Source organism: Enterobacter sp. A103 (assembly GCF_034427535.1).
In the GTDB taxonomy this organism is placed as follows: Bacteria; Pseudomonadota; Gammaproteobacteria; order Enterobacterales; family Enterobacteriaceae; genus Enterobacter; species Enterobacter asburiae_B.
Genome location: NZ_JAXQPQ010000002.1, coordinates 967094 through 993565, shown reverse-complemented (window position 1 = coordinate 993565; position 26472 = coordinate 967094). Strand labels below are relative to the sequence as shown.

23 protein-coding genes and 1 tRNA gene are annotated in these 26472 nt (G+C 55.9%); 19 read left to right on the top strand and 5 right to left on the bottom strand.

What is annotated here, in order from left to right; genetic code table 11:
* Positions 1-9 precede the first annotated feature (9 nt).
* Positions 10-1611, top strand: a complete 1602-nt coding sequence (locus tag SPH27_RS10340) for a gamma-glutamyltransferase family protein (protein WP_039263861.1) — start codon at positions 10-12, stop codon at positions 1609-1611.
* A 51-nt stretch (positions 1612-1662) separates the two neighbouring features.
* On the opposite strand, the gene SPH27_RS10335 is transcribed toward SPH27_RS10340, so the two are convergent.
* Positions 1663-2433: an amidohydrolase gene (locus tag SPH27_RS10335; protein ID WP_039263863.1), complete on the bottom strand. Its 771-nt coding sequence runs from the start codon at positions 2431-2433 to the stop codon at positions 1663-1665.
* Positions 2434-2541: 108 nt separating this feature from the next.
* Positions 2542-4986, bottom strand: coding sequence for an acyl-CoA dehydrogenase FadE (gene fadE / locus SPH27_RS10330; protein ID WP_029739697.1), 2445 nt, complete (start codon positions 4984-4986; stop codon positions 2542-2544).
* Between the two features lie 239 nt (positions 4987-5225).
* On the opposite strand from fadE, the gene lpcA reads away from it, so the two are divergent.
* Together lpcA and SPH27_RS10320 are read left to right on the top strand one after the other, a co-directional pair.
* Complete coding sequence (gene lpcA, locus SPH27_RS10325) at positions 5226-5804, top strand: D-sedoheptulose 7-phosphate isomerase (RefSeq protein ID WP_010427884.1); 579 nt, start codon at positions 5226-5228, stop codon at positions 5802-5804.
* A gap of 49 nt (positions 5805-5853) precedes the next feature.
* Positions 5854-6621: a class II glutamine amidotransferase gene (locus SPH27_RS10320; RefSeq protein WP_023310496.1), complete on the top strand. Its 768-nt coding sequence runs from the start codon at positions 5854-5856 to the stop codon at positions 6619-6621.
* Here the strand turns inward: SPH27_RS10320 and dpaA are convergent.
* A complete protein-coding gene (gene dpaA, locus SPH27_RS10315) occupies positions 6592-7332 on the bottom strand; it encodes a peptidoglycan meso-diaminopimelic acid protein amidase (protein ID WP_033144698.1) in 741 nt (246 codons plus the stop codon). The genes SPH27_RS10320 and dpaA overlap by 30 nt on opposite strands.
* A gap of 298 nt (positions 7333-7630) precedes the next feature.
* Between dpaA and SPH27_RS10310 the strand changes: the two genes are divergently transcribed.
* From SPH27_RS10310 to dinB, 8 genes are all read left to right on the top strand, one after another.
* Positions 7631-8974, top strand: a complete 1344-nt coding sequence (locus SPH27_RS10310; protein WP_182071830.1) for a Na(+)-translocating NADH-quinone reductase subunit A — start codon at positions 7631-7633, stop codon at positions 8972-8974.
* Between the two features lie 3 nt (positions 8975-8977).
* Positions 8978-10213: an NADH:ubiquinone reductase (Na(+)-transporting) subunit B gene (locus tag SPH27_RS10305; RefSeq protein WP_029739701.1), complete on the top strand. Its 1236-nt coding sequence runs from the start codon at positions 8978-8980 to the stop codon at positions 10211-10213.
* On the top strand, positions 10206-11000 hold the full coding sequence (locus tag SPH27_RS10300; RefSeq protein ID WP_182071832.1) for a Na(+)-translocating NADH-quinone reductase subunit C: 795 nt from the start codon (positions 10206-10208) through the stop codon (positions 10998-11000). Before SPH27_RS10305 ends, SPH27_RS10300 begins: the two co-directional genes overlap by 8 nt.
* Positions 10993-11631, top strand: a complete 639-nt coding sequence (locus SPH27_RS10295; RefSeq protein ID WP_014882676.1) for an NADH:ubiquinone reductase (Na(+)-transporting) subunit D — start codon at positions 10993-10995, stop codon at positions 11629-11631. Before SPH27_RS10300 ends, SPH27_RS10295 begins: the two co-directional genes overlap by 8 nt.
* 6 nt (positions 11632-11637) lie before the next feature.
* Entirely contained in the window at positions 11638-12234 is a 597-nt protein-coding gene (gene nqrE, locus SPH27_RS10290) for an NADH:ubiquinone reductase (Na(+)-transporting) subunit E (protein ID WP_008500255.1), read from the top strand.
* Positions 12235-12244: 10 nt separating this feature from the next.
* A complete protein-coding gene (gene nqrF / locus SPH27_RS10285) occupies positions 12245-13468 on the top strand; it encodes an NADH:ubiquinone reductase (Na(+)-transporting) subunit F (protein WP_182071834.1) in 1224 nt (407 codons plus the stop codon).
* On the top strand, positions 13468-13671 hold the full coding sequence (gene nqrM, locus SPH27_RS10280) for a (Na+)-NQR maturation NqrM (protein WP_058842155.1): 204 nt from the start codon (positions 13468-13470) through the stop codon (positions 13669-13671). The genes nqrF and nqrM overlap by 1 nt, the downstream gene beginning before the upstream one ends.
* A 108-nt stretch (positions 13672-13779) precedes the next feature.
* Positions 13780-14838: a DNA polymerase IV gene (dinB, locus tag SPH27_RS10275; protein WP_023334616.1), complete on the top strand. Its 1059-nt coding sequence runs from the start codon at positions 13780-13782 to the stop codon at positions 14836-14838.
* A gap of 77 nt (positions 14839-14915) precedes the next feature.
* Here the strand turns inward: dinB and pepD are convergent, their stop codons facing one another.
* The gene (gene pepD, locus SPH27_RS10270) at positions 14916-16373 is read right to left on the bottom strand and encodes a cytosol nonspecific dipeptidase (protein ID WP_064673478.1); all 1458 of its coding nucleotides are present in this window, start codon (positions 16371-16373) and stop codon (positions 14916-14918) included.
* A 260-nt stretch (positions 16374-16633) separates the two neighbouring features.
* Between pepD and gpt the strand changes: the two genes are divergently transcribed.
* The 3 genes from gpt to crl all read left to right on the top strand — a co-directional run bounded on the left by gpt (position 16634) and on the right by crl (position 18900).
* Entirely contained in the window at positions 16634-17092 is a 459-nt protein-coding gene (gene gpt / locus SPH27_RS10265) for a xanthine phosphoribosyltransferase (protein ID WP_010427903.1), read from the top strand.
* A 104-nt stretch (positions 17093-17196) separates the two neighbouring features.
* Positions 17197-18441, top strand: coding sequence for an esterase FrsA (frsA, locus tag SPH27_RS10260; RefSeq protein WP_039263866.1), 1245 nt, complete (start codon positions 17197-17199; stop codon positions 18439-18441).
* 57 nt (positions 18442-18498) lie between these two features.
* The gene (gene crl, locus SPH27_RS10255; protein ID WP_023310506.1) at positions 18499-18900 is read left to right on the top strand and encodes a sigma factor-binding protein Crl; all 402 of its coding nucleotides are present in this window, start codon (positions 18499-18501) and stop codon (positions 18898-18900) included.
* A gap of 138 nt (positions 18901-19038) precedes the next feature.
* Here the strand turns inward: crl and phoE are convergent, their stop codons facing one another.
* Entirely contained in the window at positions 19039-20091 is a 1053-nt protein-coding gene (gene phoE / locus SPH27_RS10250) for a phosphoporin PhoE (protein ID WP_039263867.1), read from the bottom strand.
* Between the two features lie 304 nt (positions 20092-20395).
* Between phoE and proB the strand changes: the two genes are divergently transcribed.
* The 5 genes from proB (at position 20396) to SPH27_RS10225 (ending at position 26327) form a co-directional block, all read left to right on the top strand.
* A complete protein-coding gene (gene proB, locus SPH27_RS10245) occupies positions 20396-21499 on the top strand; it encodes a glutamate 5-kinase (protein WP_023310508.1) in 1104 nt (367 codons plus the stop codon).
* An 11-nt stretch (positions 21500-21510) separates the two neighbouring features.
* Positions 21511-22764, top strand: coding sequence for a glutamate-5-semialdehyde dehydrogenase (proA, locus tag SPH27_RS10240; protein WP_182071836.1), 1254 nt, complete (start codon positions 21511-21513; stop codon positions 22762-22764).
* Between the two features lie 111 nt (positions 22765-22875).
* A tRNA-Thr gene (locus SPH27_RS10235) sits at positions 22876-22951 on the top strand.
* Between the two features lie 165 nt (positions 22952-23116).
* Positions 23117-24331, top strand: a complete 1215-nt coding sequence (locus SPH27_RS10230) for a tyrosine-type recombinase/integrase (protein WP_284593069.1) — start codon at positions 23117-23119, stop codon at positions 24329-24331.
* Positions 24332-24461: 130 nt separating this feature from the next.
* Entirely contained in the window at positions 24462-26327 is a 1866-nt protein-coding gene (locus tag SPH27_RS10225; protein WP_322435687.1) for a hypothetical protein, read from the top strand.
* The last annotated feature ends 145 nt before the right edge of the window (positions 26328-26472 follow it).

Here is a 26472-nt window from a genome sequence, read left to right as displayed (position 1 = left end):
GGAGTCATGATGACCAAAGCGCTTGATTTTACATCCGGTTACGCTTCACGCCGCCCGCCAATGATGGGCCGTAACGCCGTCGCCACGTCGCAGCCGCTGGCGGCGCAGGCGGGAATGAAAATGCTGCAGCTGGGCGGCAACGCCGTGGATGCGGCCATTGCCACCGCGATGGCGCTGACGGTGGTTGAGCCGACCGGCAACGGGATCGGCAGCGACGCCTTTGCCATCGTCTGGGACGGTGAAAAGCTGCACGGCCTGAACGCGTCCGGTCGTTCACCTGCGAGCTGGCATGCGGATTTGTTTGCCGGAAAAACCGCGGTGCCGGAAATTGGCTGGGACGCGGTGACCGTGCCGGGTGCGGTATCCGGCTGGGTCGCGCTGGCGGAACGCTTCGGCACGCTGCCGCTGACCACGCTGGCGCAGCCTGCCATTGACTACGCGCGCAACGGTTTCCCGGTCTCCCCGCTGATCGGCCATCTCTGGCAGCGCGGCTATAGCAAGCTGAAAGATCAGCCGGGCTTCAGCGCCTGCTTCGCGCCGGAAGGCCGCGCCCCGCGCGTGGGGGAAATCTTCCGTAACCCGGCGCAGGCGAACTCGCTGGAGCTGATTGCCCGCACCAACGGTGAAGCCTTTTATCGCGGCGAGCTGGCGCAGAAAATTGCCGCTTTTGCCAAAGAACACGGCGCGCACCTGACGGCTGAAGATCTGGCAAACCATCGTGTGGACTGGGTAGAGCTGCTGTCGCGCGACTTCGCGGGCGGTTCGGTGCAGGAACTGCCCCCAAACGGCCAGGGGATCGCCACGCTGATTGCGCTCGGCATTCTGGAGCAGTGCGGCATTGAGAAGCATCATCCGGATTCCGTGCAGTCCCTGCACCTGTCCATTGAGGCGATGAAGCTGGCGCTGGCGGATCTCGACCGCTACGTGGCGGATGAAGACCATATGGCGTTCGCGGCGAAAGAGCTGCTGAGCGACCATTATCTGAAGTCGCGCGCGGCGCTTATCAATCACGAGCACGCCTCTGATTTCGTTTACGGTTCCCCGACGCAGAGCGGCACGGTCTACATCAGCACCGCCGACGCCAGCGGGATGATGGTTTCGTTTATTCAGTCCAACTACATGGGCTTTGGTTCAGGCATCGTGGTGCCGGATACGGGGATCAGCCTGCAAAACCGGGGCTGCGGGTTTGTGCTGGATCCCAATCACCCGAACGCGCTGGCGGGCAGCAAGCGACCGTTCCACACCATCATTCCGGGCTTTGCGATGGACGGCAGCGGCCAGCCGCTGATGTCTTTCGGCGTGATGGGTGGCCCGATGCAGGCGCAGGGGCACATGCAGATGGCGCTGCGCATTATGCTGCACGGGCAAAACCCACAGGCGGCAATCGATGCCCCGCGCTGGCGCGTGGTGCAGGGCAGGGAGGTGATCGTTGAATCGACCTTCGATCGCAATACCATCGCCGCGCTGCGCGAGCGGGGTCATCAGATCGTGGTGGAAGATCCGCTTCAGGATTACAACTTCGGCGGGGCGCAGGTGATTTACCGTCTGCCGGAAGGACACTACGTGGCCGCGACGGAAAGCCGCAAAGACGGGCAGGCGCTGGTGAGTTAATGTTTTATCCTCCCTCTCCCGTTGGGAGAGGGGCGGGGTGAGGGGAAAATTTCAGCCAATGCTAAACGGATCCGCATCCTGCCAGGCCGGAAACTTCTCGCGATACTCCTGCAGCGCCGTCAACGACAGCTCGGCATCAATGCGCGTCGCCTGATGCGGCTCGGCGGTGGCAATGATCTCGCCCTGCGGATTCACCACCCGGCTGTCGCCGCGGTAGTGATGCCCGTTGCCGTCGGTTCCCACGCGGTTACAGCCCACCACGTACGCCTGGTTCTCAATCGCGCGCGCTACCAGCAGCGACTGCCAGTGGAGGGAGCGCGGTGCAGGCCAGTTGGCAACATACAGCGCCAGGTCGTAATCGTTGCGGTTGCGCGACCACACCGGGAAGCGCAGGTCGTAGCAGACCAGCGGCAAAATACGCCAGCCGCGCCACTCGAACACCACGCGCTCGTGACCCGCTTCATAGTGATGATGCTCATCCGCCATGCGGAACAGGTGGCGTTTATCGTAAAAATGCACTTTCCCTTCCGGCTCCACCAGCAGGAAGCGGTTCACCGGCCCGCGATCCGTTTGCAGGGCGGCGCTCCCGGCGATCAGCGCGTTGGTCTGCTGCGCTTTGGCATGCATCCAGGCGACCACCTCATCCTGCGGCATTGACTGTTGTGCCGCTTCCATGGCGAAGCCGGTGGTGAACATTTCCGGCAGGACAATCACATCACGCCCGGTAATCTCTTCCAGTTGACGATCAAAGTGGCGCAGGTTGGCGGGGCCATCCATCCACACTAAAGGTTGCTGCAAAATCGAAATCTTCAAACCAGGCACGATACAGACTCCTCAAAAGACCGCTTTTTGACACTGTAGCACGTCATTACGAGAAAATGTGGCAATAAAAAACCCCGCGCGAGGCGGGGTTTGTATAAGCGAAACGCGTTACGCCGCTTCAGGTTTGCGGTGCTTCTCCGGCAGCTTTACCGGCTGCGTCGCCAGCTCGTCCGGTTCGAAATCATCCACGTTAATGCTGCGCAGACGGCTCTCTTCGGCTTTCACCAGCAGAGCGGCTTCATCTTTATTGATAATGCCGCCGGCCAGCGCCTGTTTTGCCAGTTCGTCCAGACGGGTAAACGGCAGGTTTTTGCCCAGCTGTTTACAGATTTTCTGGTGAATCGGATCGGCAGCCATCACGTCCAGCAGCGCCTCTTCCAGCAGACCCACCGGGTTATGCGGCGTCGGCGTCAGATACTGACCACGACCGATACGGGAGCGGGTTGCGCTCGGTACCTGCAGGATCTTCGCCACCTTGTGGTCCAGCTTGTCGGACGGCGCCAGATGGTGACGCCCGGTCGGGAAGATCACCGCGCGCAGAGCGCCCGCCACGAAGCGGTTCGGGAAGTTCGCCAGCAGGTCGTCAATCGCCTGTTCAGCCTGATACATCGCATCCTGAACACCCCAGTGCACCAGCGGCAGATCCGCTTCCTGACGGCCTTCGTCGTCGTAGCGCTTCAGGACCGCAGAGGCCAGGAAGATCTGGCTCAGTACATCCCCCAGACGGGCAGAGATACGCTCGCGACGCTTCAGGCTACCGCCCAGCACCGCCATGGAGACGTCAGACAGCAGAGCCAGGTTGGCGCTCAGACGGTTCAGATGCTGGTAGTAACGTTTGGTCGCATCGCCGGTCGGCGTCGCGCTAGTAAGACCGCGCGTCAGGCCCAGCCAGAAGCTGCGTACCTTGTTGCTGCCCACGTGACCGATATGTTTGAACAGCAGCTTATCGAAGGCATCCACGTCGTTGTTCTGCGCGGCGGCCATCTCTTCCAGCACGTACGGATGGCAGCGAATTGCGCCCTGGCCGAAGATCATCATGCTGCGGGTCAGGATGTTTGCACCTTCCACGGTGATGGCAATCGGTGCGCCCTGGTAGCCGCGCGCCAGGAAGTTGCCTTCGCCGAGCATAATGCCTTTACCGCCCGCGATATCCATCGCGTCAATGATCGACTGCTGCGCGCGGTGGGTACAGTGGTACTTCACAATCGCGGACAGCACGGCCGGTTTTTCGCCCAGCATAATGCCGTAGGTAATCAGAGAAGCCGCGGCATCCATTACGTAGGCGTTGCCCGCGATACGCGCCAGCGGCTCTTCGATACCTTCCATCTTGCCGATGGAGATTTTGAACTGACGGCGGATGTGGGCGTAAGCGCCAATCCCCATCGCGACCGACTTCAGACCGCCGGTTGAGTTCGACGGCAGGGTAATGCCGCGGCCCACAGACAGACATTCCACCAGCATACGCCAGCCCTGACCGGCCATTTTCGGACCGCCGATGATGTAGTCAATCGGCACAAAGATGTCCTGACCGCGGGTCGGACCGTTCTGGAACGGCACGTTCAGCGGGAAGTGACGGCGACCAATTTCAACGCCTGGGGTAGAGGTTGGGATCAGCGCACAGGTAATGCCCAGATCTTCTTCGCCGCCCAGCAGTTTTTCCGGGTCAGAGAGCTTAAAGGCCAGACCCAGCACGGTGGCGATTGGCGCCAGGGTGATATAACGCTTGTTCCAGGTCAGGCGCATGCCCAGCACCTGCTCGCCCTGCCACTCGCCCATGCAGACCACGCCGGTATCCGGGATCGCGCCTGCATCGGAACCCGCTTCCGGGCTGGTCAGCGCGAAGCAAGGGATCTCCTGACCGCGTGCCAGACGCGGCAGGTAGTGATCTTTCTGCTCTTCCGTACCGTAATGCTGCAGCAGTTCGCCCGGGCCTAAGGAGTTAGGCACGCCAACGGTAATCGCCAGGATCCCGGAGACGCCAGCCAGCTTTTGCAGGACGCGAGCCTGAGCGTAAGCGGAGAATTCCAGGCCGCCGTACTCTTTCTTGATGATCATCGCGAAGAAGCGATGTTCTTTCAGATACGCCCACAGCTCTGGCGGCAGGTCGGCCATTTCATGGGTGATGGCAAAGTCGTTTGCCATGCGGCACGCTTCTTCCACCGGGCCGTCAATAAAGGCCTGCTCTTCAGCGGTCAGACGCGGCTGCGGATAGTTATGCAGCTTTTTCCAGTCCGGGTTGCCCTGGAACAGATCGCCTTCCCACCAGGTGGTGCCCGCATCAATCGCTTCTTTTTCAGTACGCGACATGGGCGGCATCACTTTGCGAAAGCCCTTGAACACCGGCGCAGAGATCATTGATTTACGCATCGGGGCCAGGTTAAACGGCAGAAGGATGATGGCAAGAGGGACTAAAAGCCAGATATTCCAGAGACCTGCGACGCCAAGCGCAGCCGTCCAGGCCAGAAGAATCAGGCTGCTCAGGAATAAACTTACGCGGTGATAGAACAACACACCGAGCAGAACAACGGTTGCGAGAATGCTCAAAATCATCATAAAGAAAAGCTCCCTTGCTTGTAGGAGGTCTGACCACTTGTGATGATATGGTTGTAGTTGATGTTATTTCCTTTAGCAATGTGTTTACAAAATAATTACAACCTGGTTCACATTGTTCGCGTTTTAGCCGGCACAAAAAATCAAAACGCCGGACGATTCGCATGGCTTTAGCTTCTCGCTTTTCCCGCTATCCGGTACACTCCACTGTGTTATTTCATCAATACTGAAGGATTATCCTCATGTACCAGGATCTTATTCGTAACGAACTGAACGAAGCGGCGGAAACGCTGGCGAACTTTCTGAAAGATGATGCCAATATTCACGCTATTCAGCGCGCAGCGGTCCTGCTGGCCGACAGCTTCAAAGCCGGTGGCAAAGTGCTTTCCTGCGGTAACGGCGGCTCCCACTGTGACGCTATGCACTTCGCAGAAGAGCTGACCGGACGCTATCGCGAAAACCGCCCGGGCTACCCGGCGATTGCGATTTCAGACGTAAGCCACATCTCCTGCGTAGGCAACGACTTCGGTTACGACCACATCTTCTCCCGCTACGTTGAAGCGGTAGGCCGTGAAGGCGACGTGCTGCTGGGGATCTCTACCTCTGGTAACTCCGGCAACGTGATCAAAGCGATCGCCGCCGCGCGTGAAAAAGGGATGAAGGTCATCACCCTGACCGGTAAAGATGGCGGTAAGATGGACGGTACAGCGGATGTCGAAATTCGCGTTCCGCACTTCGGTTATGCTGACCGTATTCAGGAAATTCACATCAAAGTGATCCACATCCTGATCCAGCTGATCGAAAAAGAGATGGTTAAGTAAGACTTCGCTGGGGGGCTCCGGTGCCCCCCGCTGTTGTGGAGGTGTTGTTATGTGCGAACTGCTCGGGATGAGCGCCAATGTGCCAACCGATATCTGTTTTAGCTTCACCGGGCTGGTTCAGCGCGGTGGAGGAACCGGGCCGCATAAAGACGGCTGGGGCATCACCTTTTACGAAGGCAAAGGGTGTCGCACGTTCAAAGATCCACAGCCCAGCTTTAACTCACCGATTGCCAAACTGGTGCAGGACTATCCCATCAAGTCCCGCTCGGTGATCGCCCACATCCGTCAGGCTAACCGTGGCGAAGTAGCGCTGGAAAATACCCATCCGTTTACCCGCGAGCTGTGGGGCCGTAACTGGACCTATGCACACAACGGGCAGCTCACGGGCTATAAGTCGCTGGAGACGGGCAATTTCCGCCCGGTCGGCGAGACGGACAGCGAAAAAGCCTTCTGCTGGCTGCTGCACAAGCTGACGGAGCGCTATCCCCGCACGCCCGGCAACATGACTGCCGTGTTCAAATACATCGCGACGCTGGCATCTGAACTGCGTGAAAAAGGCGTGTTCAACATGCTGCTCTCTGATGGCCGCTATGTGATGGCGTTCTGCTCGACGAATCTGTTCTGGATCACCCGCCGTGCGCCGTTTGGCGTTGCGACGCTGCTCGATCAGGATGTGGAGATAGACTTTCAGAAGGAGACCACACCGAACGATGTGGTCACTGTTATCGCAACGCAGCCGCTGACGGGCAACGAAACCTGGCAAAAGATTATGCCAGGCGAGTGGGTGCTATTTTGTCTCGGGGACCGTGTAATTTGACGCCAGCTGTGGATGGACGACTTCGTGGCTCAGCGGTTTGCTGACCACGTAACGGCCATCGACGATAGAGACCACTGGTGGCTTGTGGGTCTGCTCAAAGTAGTCGTAACCCGGCTTCAGCTGTTTCCAGAAATCCGCGTAGTATGAGTACTTGTGACGCGTCATGTTGGCGTCCGTCATGCGGAACGGATAGATGCTGACCTGTACGTTAGGCTGCCCAAAGACCAGCGCGCCCGTCACGAACTGGAAAATCTCATCAATGCCGGAGTCGGTCATCGCATAACAGCCGATAGACACGCAGGCGCCGTGGATCATCAGATATTTACCTTCATAACCGTGTGCACGGTCATAGGCATTCGGGAAGCCGATGTTAATGGCTTTATAGAAGCGGCTGTCAGGCTTGAGCTGGCTGCGCTGAACGTTGTAGAACCCTTCCGGACTTTTGAAGTCGCCCTGACGCTGTTTTGGCCCCAGTCCGCCGGAGTAGTTACAAATTTTGTAACTATCAAGCAGCTGATATGTCTCGCCCATTTTGACAAACAGATCGAGAGTGCGCTCTTCCTTGAAGATCTGAATATAAACCGGCGATCCCATTAACTGCTGTTTATATTCCTTGCTGACCGGCGTCGTTGAGCTATTACTGCTGAGCAGTCCGGCAAACGACATGCACGGCATCAGAAGCATCGCAATGAACAATGCGATTTTACGCATACTACTAGTTCCTTGATAAAACCATGACCAACTTGCCAGGACGGCAAAAGAGACCCGAAATCAGATTATTCTGTTAGGAGCGCTCACATTAGCACCGCTATAGATTTTCGCAAGAGCCGGGCGGTGAGTTTACAAATTAGTTTTACTTTATAAACCATCAAAATTGCGATGGCTCCAGGAACTTTGCGCATTAGCTCGCAATTTGGCGCGCGTGACGGCGGATTCCCTGCCCGCGTGAAGGGGAAAATGTTACACTTTGCGCCCACTGGATTGTTGTTCATGGAAACCTGCTAACCACATGTTTAAAATTAAAAAAGGACTTGATCTGCCGATTGCAGGCGTGCCAGCGCAGCACGTTTCGACAGGCGCAAGTGTCCGTCATGTCGCCATTTTGGGCGAAGACTACCTGGGTATGCGTCCTTCAATGCTGGTACAGGAGGGCGATCGCGTTATCAAAGGACAGCCGCTCTTTGAGGACAAAAAAAATCCCGGCGTGATGTTCACGGCCCCCGCGAGCGGCACCGTTGTGGCCATCAACCGTGGCGAACGGCGCGTTCTGCAGTCGGTGGTTATCCGCATTGAGGGCGATGAAAAGCGTGAGTTTGCCCATTACGACACCGCAGAACTCGCGTCGCTGAACCGCGACGCCGTTCAGGATCAGCTCCTGGCATCCGGTTTATGGACCGCGCTTCGTACGCGCCCCTTCAGCAAATCCCCTGTTCCGGGCACGGAACCGGCCGCGATTTTCGTCACGGCCATCGACACCAACCCGCTCAGCGTGGACCCGGAACCGATTATCCTGGCGCAGCGAAAAGCTTTTGATGCTGGTCTAACCGTTTTAACCCGCCTCACATCCGGAAAAGTGCACGTTTGCCAGGCCGGCGGCGGCAAGCCTGGCGGGCATCCGCTGGGGCAGGTCACGTTTAATGAATTTTCTGGCCCGCATCCGGCGGGGCTGGTCGGGACGCACATCCATTTCCTTGAGCCAGTCAGCCTGGCGAAACAGGTCTGTCACCTTAACTATCAGGACGTCATCGCCATCGGTAAGCTCTTTACTACGGGTGAGCTCTGCGCTGAACGGATAATCGCCATCGGCGGACCGCAGGCTGCAAATCCGCGCCTGGTGAAGACGCTGCTGGGTGCTGACATCAACGAACTGCTGGTGGGGGAAACGAAAGAGGGCGAAAACCGCCTGATTTCCGGCTCGGTCCTCAGCGGCCGCCATGCGGCCAATGCGCACGCGTACCTGGGACGCTTCCATTTGCAGGTCAGCATTGTGCAGGAAGGGCGTGAAAAAGAGCTGTTTGGCTGGGTTCTGCCAGGCGCAGAAAAATACTCCGTCACCCGAACCACGCTGGGCCACTTCCTGCGTAATAAGCTGTTTAGCTTCTCAACCAGCACCCACGGCGGCGAGCGCGCCATGGTCCCGATTGGCAACTACGAACGCGTCATGCCGCTGGATATTCTGCCCACCGTGCTGCTGCGCGATCTGCTTGCTGGCGATACCGACGGCGCGCAGGCTCTGGGCTGTCTGGAGCTTGACGAGGAAGATCTGGCGCTCTGTACCTATGTCTGTCCGGGCAAATACGAATATGGACCGGTATTGCGCGAGGTGTTAACCCGCATTGAGCAGGAAGGATAACCGATGGGCTTAAAACACCTCTTTGAAAAAATTGAGCCGCACTTTACCGAAGGAAAGCTCAAAAAGTACTACCCGCTGTATGAAGCAACGACGACCATTTTCTACACGCCGGGGTTGGTGACGAAAGGGGCGGCGCACGTTCGCGATGCTATCGACCTGAAACGCATGATGATCCTGGTGTGGTTTGCGGTCTTCCCTGCGATGTTCTGGGGAATGTACAACGTCGGCCTGCAGACCATTCCGGCACTGCACCACATGTACGATGCACAGCAGCTGGCGCAGGTGATCCAGTCCGACTGGCACTACCGTCTGGCCCAGTCGTTAGGGGTGAGCTTCGCCGCAGACGCGGGCTGGCTGAGCATGATGACGCTGGGTGCCGTGTTCTTCCTGCCGATTTACATCACGGTATTTGTCGTGGGCGGCTTCTGGGAAGTGCTGTTTGCCATCATCCGTAAACATGAGATCAACGAAGGCTTCTTCGTGACCTCTATTCTGTTTGCCCTGATTGTTCCCCCGACGCTACCGCTCTGGCAGGCGGCGCTTGGCATCAGCTTCGGCGTGGTGATTGCCAAAGAGATCTTCGGCGGCACCGGGCGGAACTTCCTCAACCCGGCGCTGGCGGGACGCGCGTTTCTGTTCTTTGCTTATCCGGCGCAAATCTCGGGCGATCTCGTGTGGACGGCGGCAGACGGTTTTTCCGGCGCAACGCCGCTTTCACAGTGGGCGGCACACGGCGGCGAAACGCTGGTTAACAACGCGACGGGTCAGCCAGTCACCTGGTTTGATGCCTTTATTGGCAACATTCCGGGCTCCATCGGAGAAGTCTCCACGCTGATGATTTTGCTTGGCGGCGCGATCATTCTTTTTGGTCGCGTGGCCTCCTGGCGGATCGTTGCGGGCGTGATGATCGGCATGGTGCTGACCGCCACCCTGTTCAACGTTATCGGTTCGACCACCAATCCGATGTTCTCCATGCCCTGGTACTGGCATCTGGTGCTGGGTGGCTTTGCGTTCGGCATGATGTTCATGGCGACGGACCCCGTCTCTGCCTCGTTTACAGACAAAGGTAAATGGAGCTATGGCGTGCTCATTGGCGCGATGTGCGTTCTGATCCGCGTGGTCAACCCGGCGTATCCGGAAGGGATGATGTTGGCCATTCTGTTTGCCAACCTGTTTGCACCGCTCTTCGATTACCTGGTGGTGCGGGCCAACATTAAGCGGAGGAAGGCGCGTGGCTGAGGTTAAAAATAACGACAGCATCAGCAAAACGCTGCTGGTGGTGCTGGTGCTCTGTCTGGTCTGTTCTATTGTCGTGGCCGGCTCTGCCGTGGGGTTAAAACCCCTGCAGCAGGAGCAACGTGCGCTGGATAAACAGCGCAACATCCTGGCCGTCGCCGGGCTGATGCAGGAAGGAATGAGCGCGGACGACGTTTCGGCCGTCTTTGCTGAACGTATTTCGGCGCGTCTGGTGGATTTAAAAACGGGTGAACTGCTGGATAAAGACCCGGCAAAATTCAACCAGGCGCTGGCGCTGAAAGATCCGCAGATGAGCCTGACGCTGGAGGCATCGCAAGATCCCGCCGGGATTAAGCGTCGCAGCAACCTGGCCGAAATCTATCTGGTTCGCGATCCCCAAAAACGCATTCAGGAAGTGGTACTGCCTGTTTACGGTAACGGTCTGTGGTCAATGATGTACGCGTTTGTGGCCCTTGATACCGATGGGCGCACGGTCAAAGGCATTACGTATTACGACCAGGGTGAAACGCCGGGGCTGGGTGGCGAAGTTGAAAACCCTAACTGGCGGGCACAGTTTGTCGGCAAAAAAGTGCTCGACGATGACGGCCTGCCTGCGCTGAAGGTGATGAAAGGGGCGGCACGTCCCGGTGACGACTACGCCGTTGACGGGCTTTCCGGCGCTACGCTCACCTCAAAAGGCGTGCAGCACAGTTTTGATTTCTGGATGGGCGAGCTGGGCTTTGGTCCTTTCCTGAAAAACGTACGTGAAGGAGCGCTGAACAATGGCTGATACCGGTGAACTGAAAGAAGTTAAAAAGGTGCTCATTGGCCCACTGTTAGCCAATAACCCGATCACGCTCCAGGTGCTGGGTGTCTGTTCTGCTCTGGCGGTGACGACCAAGCTGGAAACGGCAGTCGTGATGACGCTGGCGGTCACGCTGGTCACGGCGTTCTCCAGCATGTTTATCTCGATGATCCGCCACCACATCCCCAACAGCGTGAGGATCATCGTGCAGATGGCGATCATCGCCTCGCTGGTGATCGTGGTCGATCAGCTGCTGCGCGCCTTCGCCTACGAAACCTCCAAACAGCTCTCGGTGTTTGTCGGGCTGATTATCACCAACTGTATCGTCATGGGGCGTGCGGAAGCCTACGCCATGAAAATGCCGCCGCTGGCGAGCTTTATGGACGGCATCGGCAACGGCCTGGGCTACGGCGTGATCCTGCTGACCGTTGGGTTCCTGCGCGAGCTGATTGGCAGCGGCAAGCTGTTTGGCATCACGGTGCTGGACACGGTGCAGAACGGCGGCTGGTATCTGCCAAACGGCCTGTTCCTGCTGGCCCCTAGCGCATTTTTCATTATCGGTTTGTTGATCTGGCTGATTCGTACGCTGAAGCCAGAACAGCAGGAAAAGGAGTAACCGACGATGGCTCATTACCTGAGTTTGTTTGTGCGGGCAGTGTTTGTTGAAAACATGGCGCTCGCGTTTTTCCTCGGCATGTGTACGTTCCTTGCGGTTTCCAAAAAAGTGTCGACGGCATTTGGTCTCGGTATCGCGGTCACCGTGGTGCTCGGCTTATCTGTACCGATCAACAATCTGGTGTACAACTTTGTGCTGCGGGACGGCGCGCTGGTGGAAGGGGTTGATCTCAGCTTCCTGAACTTCATCACCTTTATCGGGGTGATCGCGGCGCTGGTGCAAATCCTCGAGATGATCCTCGATAAGTATTTCCCGTCGCTCTACAACGCGCTGGGGATCTTCCTGCCGCTGATCGCGGTGAACTGCGCCATCTTCGGTGGCGTTTCGTTTATGGTGCAGCGTGATTACAACTTCAGTGAATCCGTGGTGTACGGTTTTGGTTCCGGTATCGGCTGGATGCTGGCGATTGTCACCATGGCGGGGATCCGCGAGAAAATGAAATATGCCAACGTGCCTGCGGGTCTGCGTGGCCTGGGGATCACCTTTATCACCACCGGGCTGATGGCGCTGGGCTTTATGTCCTTCTCCGGTGTGCAGCTATAAGGGCAAACAGATGGAAATTATCCTTGGCGTGGTGATGTTCACGCTAATTGTACTGGTGCTGTCAGGGCTTATTCTGGCGGCGCGCGCGAAGCTGGTAAATTCCGGCGACGTGGTCATTGATATTAACGACGAGCCGCAGAATCAGATCCGCACGCCGGCGGGAGACAAGTTGCTCAACACGCTCTCCGGTAACGGCATTTTTGTCTCCTCAGCCTGCGGCGGCGGCGGCTCCTGCGGGCAGTGCCGCGTGACGGTAAAAGAGGGCGGTGGCGATATTCTGCCAACCGAACTGGCGCATATCACAAAGCGTGAGGCAAAAGAGGGCTGTCGTCTGGCCTGCCAGGTCGCGGTGCGTCAGAACATGAAGATTGAGCTGCCGGAAGAGATCTTCGGCGTCAAAAAATGGGAGTGCGAGGTTATCTCTAATGATAACAAAGCCACCTTTATTAAAGAGCTGAAGCTGCGGGTGCCGGAAGGCGAGCATGTCCCGTTCCGCGCCGGAGGATACATTCAGATTGAGTGCCCGGAGCACGCTGTGGCCTATGTGGACTTTGACGTGCCGCATGAGTACCGCGCCGACTGGGACAAATTCAATCTCTTCCGCTTTGTATCTGAGGTGAAAGAGCCGACGCTGCGCGCCTACTCGATGGCCAACTATCCGGAAGAGAAGGGCATTATCATGCTCAACGTGCGTATCGCCACGCCGCCACCGAATGTGCCGGATGCACCGCCGGGCGTCATGTCGTCATACATCTGGTCGCTGAAGCCTGGCGATAAGGTGACGATCTCCGGCCCGTTCGGGGAGTTCTTCGCGAAAGATACCGATGCGGAAATGGTCTTTATCGGCGGCGGTGCCGGTATGGCCCCGATGCGCTCGCACATCTTTGACCAGCTCAAGCGGCTGGGGAGCCAGCGTAAGATCAGCTTCTGGTACGGGGCGCGCTCGCTGCGCGAGATGTTCTATGAAGATGAGTTTGAACAGCTGGCGCGTGAAAACCCGAACTTTACCTTCCATGTGGCGCTTTCCGATCCGCAGCCGGAAGATAACTGGACGGGCTATACGGGGTTCATCCACAACGTGCTGTATGAAAACTACCTCAAACAGCACCCGGCGCCTGAGGACTGCGAGTTCTATATGTGTGGTCCGCCGATGATGAACGCCGCCGTGATTAAAATGCTGAAAGATCTCGGTGTCGAAGATGAGAACATCATGCTCGATGACTTTGGAGGCTGATGATGCTGACGTTTCTGGCAACCTTTGTGGTGTTTGTGCTTGTCGTCTTCGGCATGTCGTTAGGCTGGATCGTTAAGAGGAAAAGCATTCAGGGTAGCTGCGGCGGTATTTCCTCTATTGGGATGGAAAAGGTTTGCGACTGTCCGGAACCGTGCGATGCGCGGAAGAAAAGGATGGCCCGCGAACAGCAGCGCATTATTTAATTTTTTGCAGGCCGGGTAAGGCAAAGCCGCCACCCGGCGTTCTCACATCTGCTTCTCAACCCTCATTTGTTTACTGTATACTTATCCAGTGATGAGTGAGGGCTTACTATGCGCAAAATAATCCATGTCGATATGGACTGCTTTTTTGCCGCAGTGGAGATGCGTGACAACCCGGCGCTGCGGGATATTCCCATCGCCATTGGCGGCAGCCGCGTTCAGCGTGGTGTCATCAGCACCGCCAACTATCCTGCGCGCAAATTTGGCGTGCGCAGCGCGATGCCAACGGCGATGGCCTTAAAGCTTTGCCCTCATCTCACGCTTCTGCCAGGCCGTTTTGAAGCCTATAAAGAGGCTTCCCTCCATATTCGGGAAATCTTCTCCCGCTATACCTCTCTGATAGAGCCGCTGTCGCTGGACGAAGCCTATCTGGATGTGACCGACAGCGTGCACTGCCACGGCTCCGCCACGCTGATGGCGCAGGAGATCCGCCAGACGATTTTCAACGAGCTGAATCTGACGGCATCGGCGGGCGTCGCGCCCGTTAAATTCCTCGCCAAAATCGCCTCCGATTTAAATAAGCCCAACGGTCAATACGTCATCACGCCTGACGAGGTGCCGGCGTTTTTGAAAACGCTGCCGCTCGGCAAAATCCCCGGCGTGGGAAAAGTCTCCGCCGCAAAGCTGGAAAGCATGGGGCTACGGACCTGCGAAGACGTGCAGCGAAGCGATCTCGCCATGCTGCTCAAGCGCTTTGGAAAGTTTGGCCGCGTGCTGTGGGAGCGCAGCCAGGGAATTGACGATCGCGATGTGAACAGCGAGCGGCTGCGGAAATCCGTCGGCGTTGAGCGCACCCTCATTGAAGATATTCATGACTGGTCCGAATGCGAAACCATTATCACGGAACAGCTTTACCCTGAGCTGGAACGACGCTTAAGCAAGGTGAAGCCGGATCTGCTCATTGCCCGTCAGGGCATCAAGCTTAAATTCAACGACTTCCAGCAGACCACGCAGGAACACGTCTGGCCGCGTCTGAATAAAGACGATCTTATCGCGACGGCGAAAAAGGCATGGGAAGAGCGCCGGGGCGGGCGAGGGGTGAGGCTGGTGGGGTTGCACGTTACGCTGCTGGATCCGCAGCTAGAGCGCCAGCTGGTTCTGGGGTTGTAAAAAAGCCCGGTGGCGCTACGCTTACCGGGCCTACGTTTTTCACCCTCTCCCTGTGGGAGAGGGCTGGGGTAAGGGTATTACTTAACTGGGATCGCTTTCAGCAGCTCAGTCAGCAGCGTCCAGTAGTGACCGACGCTTTCGATATGAACCTGCTCATCCGGCGAGTGCGGACCGGTAATGGTTGGCCCGATGGATACCATGTCCATGTCCGGATACGGTTTCTTGAACAGACCACATTCCAGACCGGCGTGGATCACCTGAATGTTCGGCGTGCTGTTGAACAGACGCTGATAGGTTTCACGCACCAGCGCCATCACCGGAGAACTTGCATCCGGCTGCCAGCCCGGGTAGCTGCCTTTGGCAGACGTTTTTGCGCCCGCCAGCGTGCCCAGAGATTCCAGCATGCTCACCACGTACTCTTTACCGCTGTCGATAAGCGAGCGGATCAGGCAGATGATTTCCGCGCTGTCGTCGCTCATGGTCACCACGCCCACGTTCAGCGAGGTTTCCACCACGCCTTTCGCCACGTCAGAGTTGCGGATCACGCCGTTTGGCGTCGCGTTCAGCAGCTGAACGAAGGTGTCACGAGACTGCGCGGTCAGCGCGTCTTTATCCGTCGATACGGATTCCAGCACCACTGTCAGGTTTTTCTCTTTCGCCGACAGTTCGTTTTTCAGGATATCCAGATATACGGTGGAGAGTTTTTTCAGCTCGTCCGCTTTTGCCGCTGGAACCGCTACGGTGGCGAACGCTTCGCGCGGGATCGCGTTACGCAGGGTACCGCCGTTGAAGTCTACCAGACGCAGATCCAGCTCGGCCGCATGGCCTGCCAGGAAGCGCGCCAGCAGCTTGTTGGCGTTACCCAGACCCAGGTGAATATCGCCGCCGGAGTGGCCGCCTTTCAGCCCTTTCAGCGTCAGCTTGAAGGTCTGGAAGCCAGCAGGAATCGCTTCGCGCTTCAGCGGCAGGGTAGAGATGAAATCAATCCCGCCCGCGCAGCCCATGTAGATCTCGCCTTCTTCTTCAGAGTCGGTGTTGATCAGGATGTCCGCCTGCAGCCAGTTCGCCTGCAGACCGAACGCGCCGTCCATGCCCGCTTCTTCGGTCATGGTCAGCAGCACTTCCAGCGGACCGTGTTCAACGCTGTCGTCGGCCAGCACGGCCAGCGCAGAGGCCATACCGATGCCGTTATCCGCGCCCAGCGTGGTGCCGCGTGCTTTCACCCAGTCGCCGTCGATGTACGGTTGAATCGGGTCTTTGGTGAAGTCGTGAACGGTGTCGTTGTTCTTCTGTGGCACCATGTCCAGGTGCGCCTGCAGCACAACCGGTTTGCGGTTTTCCATGCCTGCGGTAGCCGGTTTGCGGATCAGAATGTTGCCAACCTGGTCACGTTCAGCATGCAGACCTTTTTCCTTCGCCCAGCCCATAATATGTTCGGCAAGCTGTTCTTCATGGTAGGAAGGGTGTGGAATGGAGCAGATTTTCGCAAAAATATCCCACAGCGGCTGCGGAGATAATTGAGACAGTTCAGACACGATAAGTCTCCTTGTCGAGGCGCTGCAAACAGGGTTGCAGGTCACAGGGTTAGCAGGTTAATAGTTACCACAAGTCAGGCTTGCGAGATGAAACTGAGAATACCACTTTCTCTGCTGGCTGGTAGCATAAAGCATGTAAAAACTCAGGCAGAGGGCGCTAAACACTGGTTTTTAGTGCGTCAGATCTCTATAATCTCGCGCAACCTATTTCCCCCTCGAACACTTTTTAAGCCGTATAAAAACAGGCTGGGACACTTCACATGAGCGAAAAATACGTCGTCACCTGGGACATGTTGCAGATTCACGCACGCAAACTGGCTGCGCGTCTGATGCCTTCCGAACAGTGGAAAGGCATTATTGCCGTCAGCCGTGGCGGTCTGGTACCGGGGGCGCTGCTGGCACGTGAGCTGGGTATTCGTCATGTCGATACCGTTTGCATCTCCAGCTATGACCATGACAACCAGCGCGAGCTGACCGTGCTGAAACGTGCGGAAGGCGACGGCGAAGGTTTCATCGTTATTGATGACCTGGTGGATACCGGTGGTACTGCGGTTGCTATCCGCGAAATGTATCCGAAAGCACATTTCGTCACTATCTTCGCGAAGCCTGCTGGCCGCCCGCTGGTAGACGATTACGTGATTGATATCCCCCAGGACACCTGGATTGAACAGCCATGGGATATGGGCGTGGTCTTCGTACCGCCTATTTCAGGCCGTTAATACCAGTACGTAACTTTACACGCCCGACGATGTCGGGCGTTGTTCTTTTTGGCCTGCCACGCGTTACAATAGTCTCTATACGACGTATTCATGGAGGCAACGCAATGACGCAGGCGAATCTCACCGAGACTCTCTTCAAACCCCGTTTCAAACACCCTGAAACGTCGACGCTGGTGCGTCGCTTCAATCCGGGTACCCAGCCTGCCGTCCAGTCCGCGTTAGACGGTAAAAACGTGCCTCACTGGTATCGCATGATTAACCGCCTGATGTGGATCTGGCGCGGTATTGACCCCCGTGAAATCCTCGATGTGCAGGCACGTATCGTGATGAGTGAAGCCGAACGTACCGACAGCGAACTCTACGATACGGTGGTGGGCTACCGTGGCGGAAACTGGATCTACGAGTGGTCTAAACAGGCGATGCTCTGGCAGCAAAAAGCCAGCCAGGAAGAGGATGCCACGCGCAGCGGCAAGCACTGGCTGCACGCCGCTAATCTTTACGGCATTGCCGCTTACCCCCATTTAAAAGGGGATGAACTGGCGGAGCAGGCTCAGGCGCTGGCGAATCGCGCCTATCAGGAGGCGGCTCAACGCCTGCCGGGCCGGATGCGTGAACTTGAGTTCACCATTTCAGGGGGCGCGTCCGTTACCGGATTCCTGCATATGCCTGAAGGTGAAGGTCCGTTCCCGACCGTCCTCATGTGCGGCGGGCTGGATTCGCTGCAAATTGATTATTACAGCCTGTATGAGCGTTACTTCGCACCAAAAGGGATCGCGATGCTGACGCTTGATATGCCTTCAATTGGTTTCTCATCCAAATGGAAACTGACTCAGGATTCCAGCCTGCTGCACCAGCATGCGCTAAAAGCGCTGGAAAACATTCCGTGGGTTGACCACACCCGCGTGGCGGCATTCGGCTTCCGTTTCGGCGCGAACGTCGCGGTGCGTCTGGCTTACCTTGAATCTTCTCGTCTGAAAGCCGTCGCCTGCCTCGGCCCGGTAGTACACGCTCTGCTCAGCGATCCTGCACGCCAGGGGAGCGTACCTGAAATGTACCTTGATGTGCTGGCCAGCCGTCTTGGCATGCATGATGCATCAGACGAAGCGCTGCGCGTTGAGCTCAATCGTTACTCGTTAAAAACGCAGGGGTTGCTGGGACGTCGCTGCCCAACACCAATGCTGTCAGGGTTCTGGAAAAACGATCCGTTCAGCCCGGAAGAAGAGTCGCGATTAATCACTTCGTCATCTGCGGATGGCAAATTGCTTGAGGTGCCGTTCAGCCCGGTCTATCAGAATTTCGACAAATCACTGAAAGAGATTACGCGCTGGATCGCTCAGAGATTGTGTTAATAGATTGCTAAATTTCGCTGGTTTGGTAAAACAGTGGCTTCACAAAAGGAGATCGCAATGACGTTACCGAGTGGACACCCGAAAAGTAGACTGATTAAGAAGTTTATGGCTCTCGGCCCGTATATTCGAGAAGAGCAGTGTGAAGAGAATCGCTTTTTTTTCGACTGCCTGGCTGTATGCGTCAACGTGAAGCCTGCACCCGAAAAACGTGAATTCTGGGGCTGGTGGATGGAAATGGAAGCAGAGGAAAAACGCTTTACGTATAGCTACCAGTTTGGCCTGTTTAATAAAGACGGCAACTGGCAGGCGACCACGATTAAAGATCAGGAAGTGATTGACCGCCTGGAATATACGCTAAAAGAGTTTCACGATAAGGCACGTGCACTGCTGGCTACCCTGGATCTCAAGTTCGAACCGGCGGATGACTTTTCCAGCGAAGCGGTGAAGCTGACTGCCTGATGGTGTCACAGCGCCGGGTGGCGGCTTCGCCTTACCCGGCCTACAAATTCTCCCTCTCCCCGTGGGTGAGGGCACCAGACCGCATTAATCCCGACAATAAAAAAACCGGCATCAAGCCGGTTTTTTTATTTCACATCATCAGAACTGGTAGGTCATACCTACAGCAACGATGTCATCGCTGCTCACGCCCAGTTTATTTTTGTCGTCAATCTGGTTGATTTTATAATCAACAAAGGTGGACATATTTTTGTTGAAGTAATAGGTCGCGCCAACGTCAATATATTTCACCAGATCTTCGTCGCCAATACCTTCGATATCTTTGCCTTTAGACTGGACATAGCCCAGGGACGGGCGCAGACCAAAGTCGAACTGATATTGTGCGACAACTTCAAAGTTCTGCGCTTTATTTGCAAAGCCGCCGGAAATTGGCGTCATATTGCGGGTTTCAGAATACATTGCAGCCAGATAAATATCGTTCGCATCATATTTCAGACCGGTTGCCCAGGCTTCTGCTTTCTGACCCTGGCCACGCGCCAGCAGGTTCTGAGCGTTGGTGCGGTCAGAGTTGGTGTAGGCGCCGCTGACGGCGAAATCGCTGCCGCCGAAGTCATAGGTCAGAGAGGTACCAAAACCGTCACCGTTCTGTTTTTTGGCGTCACGGTTTTCGTTTTTGCCCTGGTACTGCAGCGTCATGTCCAGACCATCAACCACGCCGAAGAAATCGGTGTTGCGGTAGGTGGCCAGGCCGGTAGCGCGCTTGGTCATGAAGTTATCGGTCTGCGCGGAAGAGTCGCCGCCGAACTCAGGGAACATATCGGTCCATGCTTCGACGTCATACAGGGCGCCCAGGTTACGACCGTAATCCAGTGAACCAAAGTTTTTCAGCTTCAGGCCCGCAAACGCCAGACGCGTTTTCTGAGTAGAGTCGCTCTCGGCTTTGTTACCTGCAAATTCAGATTCCCAACGGCCATAGCCCGTCAGCTGATCGTTAATCTGCGTTTCGCCTTTAAAACCGAAACGAACGTAAGTCTGATCGCCATCTTTGGTGGCATCATCACTGATGTAGTGCATGGCTTTCACTTTGCCGTACACGTCCAGTTTATTACCATCTTTATTATAAACTTCAGCTGCGTGAACGGATGCAGAAGCCACTACGCCCATAACCACTAATGCCAGAGTGCTCTTTTTCATTTTCGATCCTGTCTTATAAACGCGCTAAAAAATTCGCTGGACGATAAGCTCATGCTTAAGTCCCGTGAAAAAACAGGAAGGGTTTTATCGTTCTGGAATGAAACTTTTATGACAAACTAAGAATAATTTTAAAAAACTGTGATTTATTATTTCGGTAATAAAATTGTCAAAATTTCCCGCTAGGCTTCCTGATCCCGCGCAACAAAGTGTTTCGCGATGTGCTAAGGCAGTTGGCAACGGGGCTGACTCCTGTTAAAACGTTCGTTCGACATTACTTTCCCTTATCGTTGAACGGCAGAGAATCATGAGTGACAGCCAGACGCTGGTGGTAAAACTCGGTACCAGTGTTTTAACAGGCGGATCGCGCCGCCTAAATCGCGCCCACATTGTTGAGCTTGTACGTCAGTGCGCTCAGTTACATGCCGCAGGGCATCGTATTGTGATTGTGACCTCCGGGGCGATTGCCGCCGGGCGTGAACACCTGGGTTACCCCGAACTCCCCGCGACGATCGCTTCCAAACAGCTGCTGGCCGCCGTGGGTCAAAGCCGACTCATTCAACTCTGGGAACAGCTGTTCTCTATCTATGGCATCCACGTCGGGCAGATGCTGCTGACGCGTGCGGATATGGAAGACAGAGAGCGCTTCCTGAACGCCCGCGATACCCTGCGCGCGCTGCTGGACAACAACATTGTTCCGGTCATTAACGAGAACGATGCCGTAGCTACCGCTGAAATCAAAGTGGGTGATAACGATAACCTCTCGGCGCTGGCCGCGATTCTGGCTGGTGCCGATAAATTACTGCTTCTGACCGATCAGCAGGGGCTGTTCACCGCCGACCCGCGCTCGAATCCGGAAGCCGAGCTGATTACCGACGTTCAAGGCATCGACGATGCGCTGCGCGCCATCGCCGGTGACAGCGTTTCAGGCCTCGGAACGGGCGGAATGGGGACCAAGCTGCAGGCCGCTGACGTCGCATGCCGCGCCGGTATCGACACCATCATTGCAGCGGGCAGCCGCCCAGGCGTGATTGGTGACGTGATGGAAGGCATCTCCGTCGGCACACGCTTCCACGCCCAGGAATCCCCGCTGGAAAACCGCAAGCGCTGGATATTTGGCGCGCCTCCTGCTGGTGAACTCGTCGTCGATGAAGGAGCTACCGCCGCGATTCTGGAACGAGGAAGTTCATTACTTCCTAAAGGAATTAAAAGCGTGACAGGCAACTTTTCCCGTGGTGAAGTGATCCGTATCCGTAACCTCGAAGGCCGCGACATCGCCCACGGCGTAAGCCGTTACAACAGCGACGCGCTGCGCCGCATCGCGGGTCACCACTCGCAGCAGATCGACGCCATTCTGGGCTATGAATATGGTCCGGTTGCCGTGCATCGCGATGACATGATTATTCGTTAAGGAGCCAGAACATGCTGGAACAAATGGGCGCTGCCGCGAAGGCTGCCTCTTACAAACTGGCGCTCCTTTCCAGCCGCGAGAAAAACCGCGTGCTGGAAAAAATCGCTGATTATCTGGAATCCCAGTCTCAGGAAATTTTGCTCGCCAACGAGCAGGATTTACTGGAAGCGCGTCGCAACGGCTTGAGCGAAGCGATGCTCGACCGTCTGGCGCTGAATCCGGCACGCCTGAAAGGCATCGCCGACGATGTGCGTCAGGTCTGCAATCTTGCCGACCCGGTAGGGCAGGTGATCGACGGCGGGCTGCTCGACAGCGGTTTACGCCTGGAGCGCCGCCGCGTGCCGCTCGGCGTTATCGGCGTTATTTATGAAGCCCGTCCAAACGTGACGGTGGATGTTGCATCCCTGTGCCTGAAAACCGGTAACGCCGCTATTCTGCGCGGTGGGAAAGAGACATGGCGCACCAACGCCGCGACGGTGAAAGTCATTCAGCAGGCTCTGGAAGAGTGCGGCTTACCGGCGGGTGCCGTACAGGCGATCGAGAGCCCAGACCGCGCGCTGGTCAACGAAATGCTGCGCATGGACAAATACATCGACATGCTGATCCCACGCGGCGGCGCGGGCCTGCACAAGCTGTGCCGCGAGCAGTCGACGATTCCGGTGATCACCGGCGGTATCGGCGTGTGTCATATCGTGGTGGACGACAGTGCGGAGATTGAACCGGCGTTGAAGATTATCGTTAACGCGAAAACCCAGCGTCCAAGCACCTGTAACACCGTTGAAACGCTGCTGTTGCATCAGGATATTGCAAACACCTTCCTGCCGGCCCTGAGCAAACAGATGGCAGAGAGCGGCGTGACGCTGCATGCTGACGCCAATGCGCTCGCACTGCTTCAGGAAGGCCCGGCTAACGTTGTTCCCGTAAAAGCGGAGCAGTACGACGACGAGTTCCTGTCACTGGATCTAAACGTGAAAATCGTTGCCGATCTCGACGACGCCATTGCGCACATTCGTGAACACGGCACGCAGCATTCTGACGCGATCCTGACGCGCACCCTGCGCAATGCCGATCGCTTCGTGAACGAAGTGGATTCTTCAGCAGTATATGTGAATGCCTCCACCCGCTTCACCGACGGCGGCCAGTTCGGCCTCGGCGCTGAGGTGGCGGTCAGCACGCAGAAACTTCACGCGCGCGGCCCGATGGGGCTGGAAGCGCTGACCACTTACAAGTGGATCGGCTTCGGCGACGATACGATTCGTGCGTAAATAATCACGGGTGATGCAAAAATAGCCGTTTGATTCAAAAGGGCATTGACGCATCACCCGGTTAGATCTAACCTTTTGCCCCGTGGTTACGCTCGTAACCGGCCTCTCAGGGCCGATATAGCTCAGTTGGTAGAGCAGCGCATTCGTAATGCGAAGGTCGTAGGTTCGACTCCTATTATCGGCACCATTCAAGCATCTCTCAAAGTCTACTCAAGTTCACCTAAACCCCTTATAATCTGCGTCTTCCAGCTCTCGATTGTATTCTGGCGTCTACTGACACACCCCAAAATCTACATGCATATGGGGGTACATTCGGGGGTATATGCTGTTCGGTCTTATGGAGATACCCCCAGTGAAACTTAGCGCACGCCAGGTTGATACCGCAAAGCCAAAAGATAAGCCTTACAAACTCTCTGATGGCGGTGGACTTTACCTTCTGGTTAACTCTAATGGAAAACGCTATTGGCGACTTAAGTACCGTGTTGCCGGTAAGGAGAAGTTGCTTGCTCTTGGGGTTTATCCCGACGTAACTTTGGCTGAAGCTCGTAGTAAACGTGAAGAGGCTAAAAGGGGCATTGCTGGTGGGATTGACCCCAATGTAGTGAAGAGAGAAGAGAAACTAGCCCGAGAGGCTAGTGTCCGAAACACCTTTCAGGAAATCGCTTGTGAATGGCATGCCAGCAAGCTTTATAAATGGTCTGAAGGATATGCTTCGGACATTATGGAAGCTTTCAACAAAGACGTGTTCCCTTACATCGGCAAAAAGCCTATTGCGGACATCAAACCACTCGAATTACTGAATGTGCTTCGCCGCATGGAAAGCAGGGGAGCAACAGAGAAGGCAAAAAAGGTCAGACAGCGCTGTGGCGAGGTCTTCCGCTATGCGATCGTTACTGGTCGAGCCGAATACAATCCAGCCCCTGATCTTACCAGTGCAATGCAAGGACACGAGTCCAACCATTATCCTTTCCTGAACACTTCCGAGCTTCCGGCATTTTTCGAGTCTCTTTCCCAGTACTCGGGCAGTATTTTAATCGTTTTGGCCGCGCGCTTGTTGATTCTCACTGGCGTAAGAACGGGGGAACTACGAGGTGCTACATGGCAAGAAATCGACACAGAATCTGCGGTGTGGATCATCCCGGCAGAACGTATGAAGATGCGCCGCCCACATATTGTGCCTTTATCCAGACAGGCACTAACCATCATTGAGCGCATCCGCGAAATGACGGGGCGTTATCCTCTGATTTTTCCGGGTCGTAATGACCCACGAAAGACCATGAGTGAAGCTAGTATCAATCAGGTATTTAAGCGTATTGGCTATACCGGTCGTGTTACTGGCCACGGCTTCAGACATACCATGAGTACCATCCTCCACGAGCAGGGATACAACACCGCCTGGATTGAAACACAGCTTGCACACGTCGATAAAAACTCGATTCGTGGTACCTACAATCACGCTCAGTATCTGGAAGGTCGCAGGGAGATGTTGCAGTGGTATGCGGATTACATAGACAGCCTTGAGAAGAATGGAAATCTCGTCCATGGCAGGTTCGGAAAGTCAGCTTAGCTGCTCGGATAAGTGTTTTAACTAAAAAAGAGTAGACTGCAGTAGACGTATAAAACACAGGGCTATGCCACAGTAATGCATTTGCGGGTTGGCATAGCTCCCTATCAAAGATGGCGTAGCTGACGTAACCATGTCTGAACAACACACTCTTCCCTTAGATTTTTCTATTCCTACTTACCCTACCTTTAAACGTCTGGCTCTGTTTGCAGCGAGCCAAGACGACAGCATACCGCCCGAAAGGTGGGTAAATTGGTTGCTGGAGGAAGGTGCGTGGTGGCTGTGGTCCACAAATACCGGACGGGAGGTATTCAGGCTGTTTGTTTTGCAGGGGCGTAATTTAGCAGGAATTGCACAAGACCGTCTGGAAGCAGCCATCTTGGCTGGACCTCCGCGCGAGATGTACCGGGATGACTTGGAAGCCGAACGTTGGAAAGACTTAGTGGCACGTTCCGTCTGGCTACATCTTGCCAAGCTCAGTACATCGGGCCTCGTTTTGGGGCTGTCGGCGGCGGCACGCCTGGCGGAAATTTCTACTGCCTACCCACAATGGCAGTTGGCAACCAACGAGCGAGACGAGTTCTCTCACTGGATGAGCGGCACCGGTGATCCAGACTACGAGGACAGCAGAGATGTCGATATTGCACCCCGTAAGCGGCAGGAACTGGTGCAATGGCTCGCAAAGCCAATGCCAGAAAGCCGGCCTTTCTACGAAGACACGTGGCGTGATGTTTGCCGCACGCGTTTTTTTCATAGTCTGTTCGCATTACGTGAGCTATCACAAGATGGAGTGTGGCCTCTGGACCGGTGGCGTGAAGCTTTGCAGACTTGGGCCGAAGAAGGGATGGTGTTGCGTTCTTGGCGATACGCCGCACCGCTGGTACAGACTATGCCCGATGCAGTACTTCAGGAGATTGACCATGCTGTCACTTGGTGGATGAGGGTAGCCTCAAAGATTAGCCACCAACACCAAGAGGACATCCTGCTGAACCTTTGTCGCCGTGTCCTAGCACTGGAAACAGGAGCTGAGTCTCGCACCATCAAAAACGGAATCGAGACCTATGACCCTGTCGGCTCGGCGATCAACCATCCCATAGGGCACGTCACGCAGGCACTGATCTCCCTGTGGTTCAAGCAGAACCCGAACGACAATGATCTGCTTCCTGCTGACTTGAAGCCCATCTTCACCACACTGTGTGACGTGCGGATAGATCGATTTCGCCATGCCCGGGTACTGCTGAGTTCGTGGCTGATCACATTTTTCCGCGTGGATCGCCCTTGGACTGAACAGAACCTGTTGCCCTTATTTAGCTGGAGCAATCCCATCGAAGCAAAAGCCGTGTGGGAAGGCTTCCTCTGGTCGCCGCGTCTGTACCAGCCGTTGCTGACAGCTTTCAAGTCACAGTTATTGGAGAGCGCAAACCACTATGTGGATCTTGGTGAGCACCGCCAGCAATTCGCAACCTTTCTGACTTATGCAGCATTGGGCCCAATCGAGGGATACACCGTGGAGGAGTTCCGATCGGCAATTGGCGCGCTCCCACAAGAGGGTCTGGAGGAGTCCGCGCAGGCACTCTCTCAAGCGCTTGAAGGTACGGCCGATCAGAGTGAGGACTATTGGAAAAACCGTGCCCAGCCATTCTGGCAACAGATCTGGCCAAAATCTCGCGGTCTGGCCACCCCACGTATCTCCGAGTCTTTGACTCGTATGGTGATTGCCGCCCGAGGTGAATTCCCGGTGGCTTTGACTGCGGTGCAGGACTGGCTGCAACCGATCGAACACCCGCACTACGTTGTTCACCTATTGCACGAATCTGGTATGTGCAGCAGGTATCCAGCGGACGCACTGGGCCTACTGAATGCCGTAATTGTCGACCAACAGTGGGGCCCTCAGGAGTTGGGGCAATGCTTGGATCAAATAGTGCAAGCTGATGCACAGCTAGAACAAGACGCCCGTTACCAGCGATTAAGTGAATACTCTCGAAGGCGTGGCGTGTAAAAATGATGGGCGTCGAGCCATTTGAACAACGGGGTTTAGCAAGGCAAATACACACGGACAGCCAAAAAGCTGCGCTGCTCGGACCTCGCAATGTAACTTTTGTCTGCCGTGATTTGCGGCGTTGAAAGTCAGCTCCTGGTACGAA

Excerpts from the sequence above, each read along its gene's own strand:
- crl (WP_023310506.1), top strand. The coding sequence starts at position 18,499 with ATGACGTTACCGAGTGGACACCCGAAAAGTAGACTGATTAAGAAGTTT.
- SPH27_RS10305 (WP_029739701.1), top strand. The coding sequence starts at position 8,978 with ATGGGCTTAAAACACCTCTTTGAAAAAATTGAGCCGCACTTTACCGAA.
- SPH27_RS10295 (WP_014882676.1), top strand. The coding sequence starts at position 10,993 with ATGGCTGATACCGGTGAACTGAAAGAAGTTAAAAAGGTGCTCATTGGC.
- SPH27_RS10225 (WP_322435687.1), top strand. The coding sequence starts at position 24,462 with ATGTCTGAACAACACACTCTTCCCTTAGATTTTTCTATTCCTACTTAC.
- proB (WP_023310508.1), top strand. The coding sequence starts at position 20,396 with ATGAGTGACAGCCAGACGCTGGTGGTAAAACTCGGTACCAGTGTTTTA.
- SPH27_RS10320 (WP_023310496.1), top strand. The coding sequence starts at position 5,854 with ATGTGCGAACTGCTCGGGATGAGCGCCAATGTGCCAACCGATATCTGT.
- fadE (WP_029739697.1), bottom strand. The coding sequence starts at position 4,986 with ATGATGATTTTGAGCATTCTCGCAACCGTTGTTCTGCTCGGTGTGTTG.
- gpt (WP_010427903.1), top strand. The coding sequence starts at position 16,634 with ATGAGCGAAAAATACGTCGTCACCTGGGACATGTTGCAGATTCACGCA.
- nqrM (WP_058842155.1), top strand. The coding sequence starts at position 13,468 with ATGATGCTGACGTTTCTGGCAACCTTTGTGGTGTTTGTGCTTGTCGTC.
- proA (WP_182071836.1), top strand. The coding sequence starts at position 21,511 with ATGCTGGAACAAATGGGCGCTGCCGCGAAGGCTGCCTCTTACAAACTG.
- dinB (WP_023334616.1), top strand. The coding sequence starts at position 13,780 with ATGCGCAAAATAATCCATGTCGATATGGACTGCTTTTTTGCCGCAGTG.
- SPH27_RS10340 (WP_039263861.1), top strand. The coding sequence starts at position 10 with ATGACCAAAGCGCTTGATTTTACATCCGGTTACGCTTCACGCCGCCCG.
- dpaA (WP_033144698.1), bottom strand. The coding sequence starts at position 7,332 with ATGCGTAAAATCGCATTGTTCATTGCGATGCTTCTGATGCCGTGCATG.
- frsA (WP_039263866.1), top strand. The coding sequence starts at position 17,197 with ATGACGCAGGCGAATCTCACCGAGACTCTCTTCAAACCCCGTTTCAAA.
- lpcA (WP_010427884.1), top strand. The coding sequence starts at position 5,226 with ATGTACCAGGATCTTATTCGTAACGAACTGAACGAAGCGGCGGAAACG.
- phoE (WP_039263867.1), bottom strand. The coding sequence starts at position 20,091 with ATGAAAAAGAGCACTCTGGCATTAGTGGTTATGGGCGTAGTGGCTTCT.
- nqrF (WP_182071834.1), top strand. The coding sequence starts at position 12,245 with ATGGAAATTATCCTTGGCGTGGTGATGTTCACGCTAATTGTACTGGTG.
- SPH27_RS10310 (WP_182071830.1), top strand. The coding sequence starts at position 7,631 with ATGTTTAAAATTAAAAAAGGACTTGATCTGCCGATTGCAGGCGTGCCA.
- nqrE (WP_008500255.1), top strand. The coding sequence starts at position 11,638 with ATGGCTCATTACCTGAGTTTGTTTGTGCGGGCAGTGTTTGTTGAAAAC.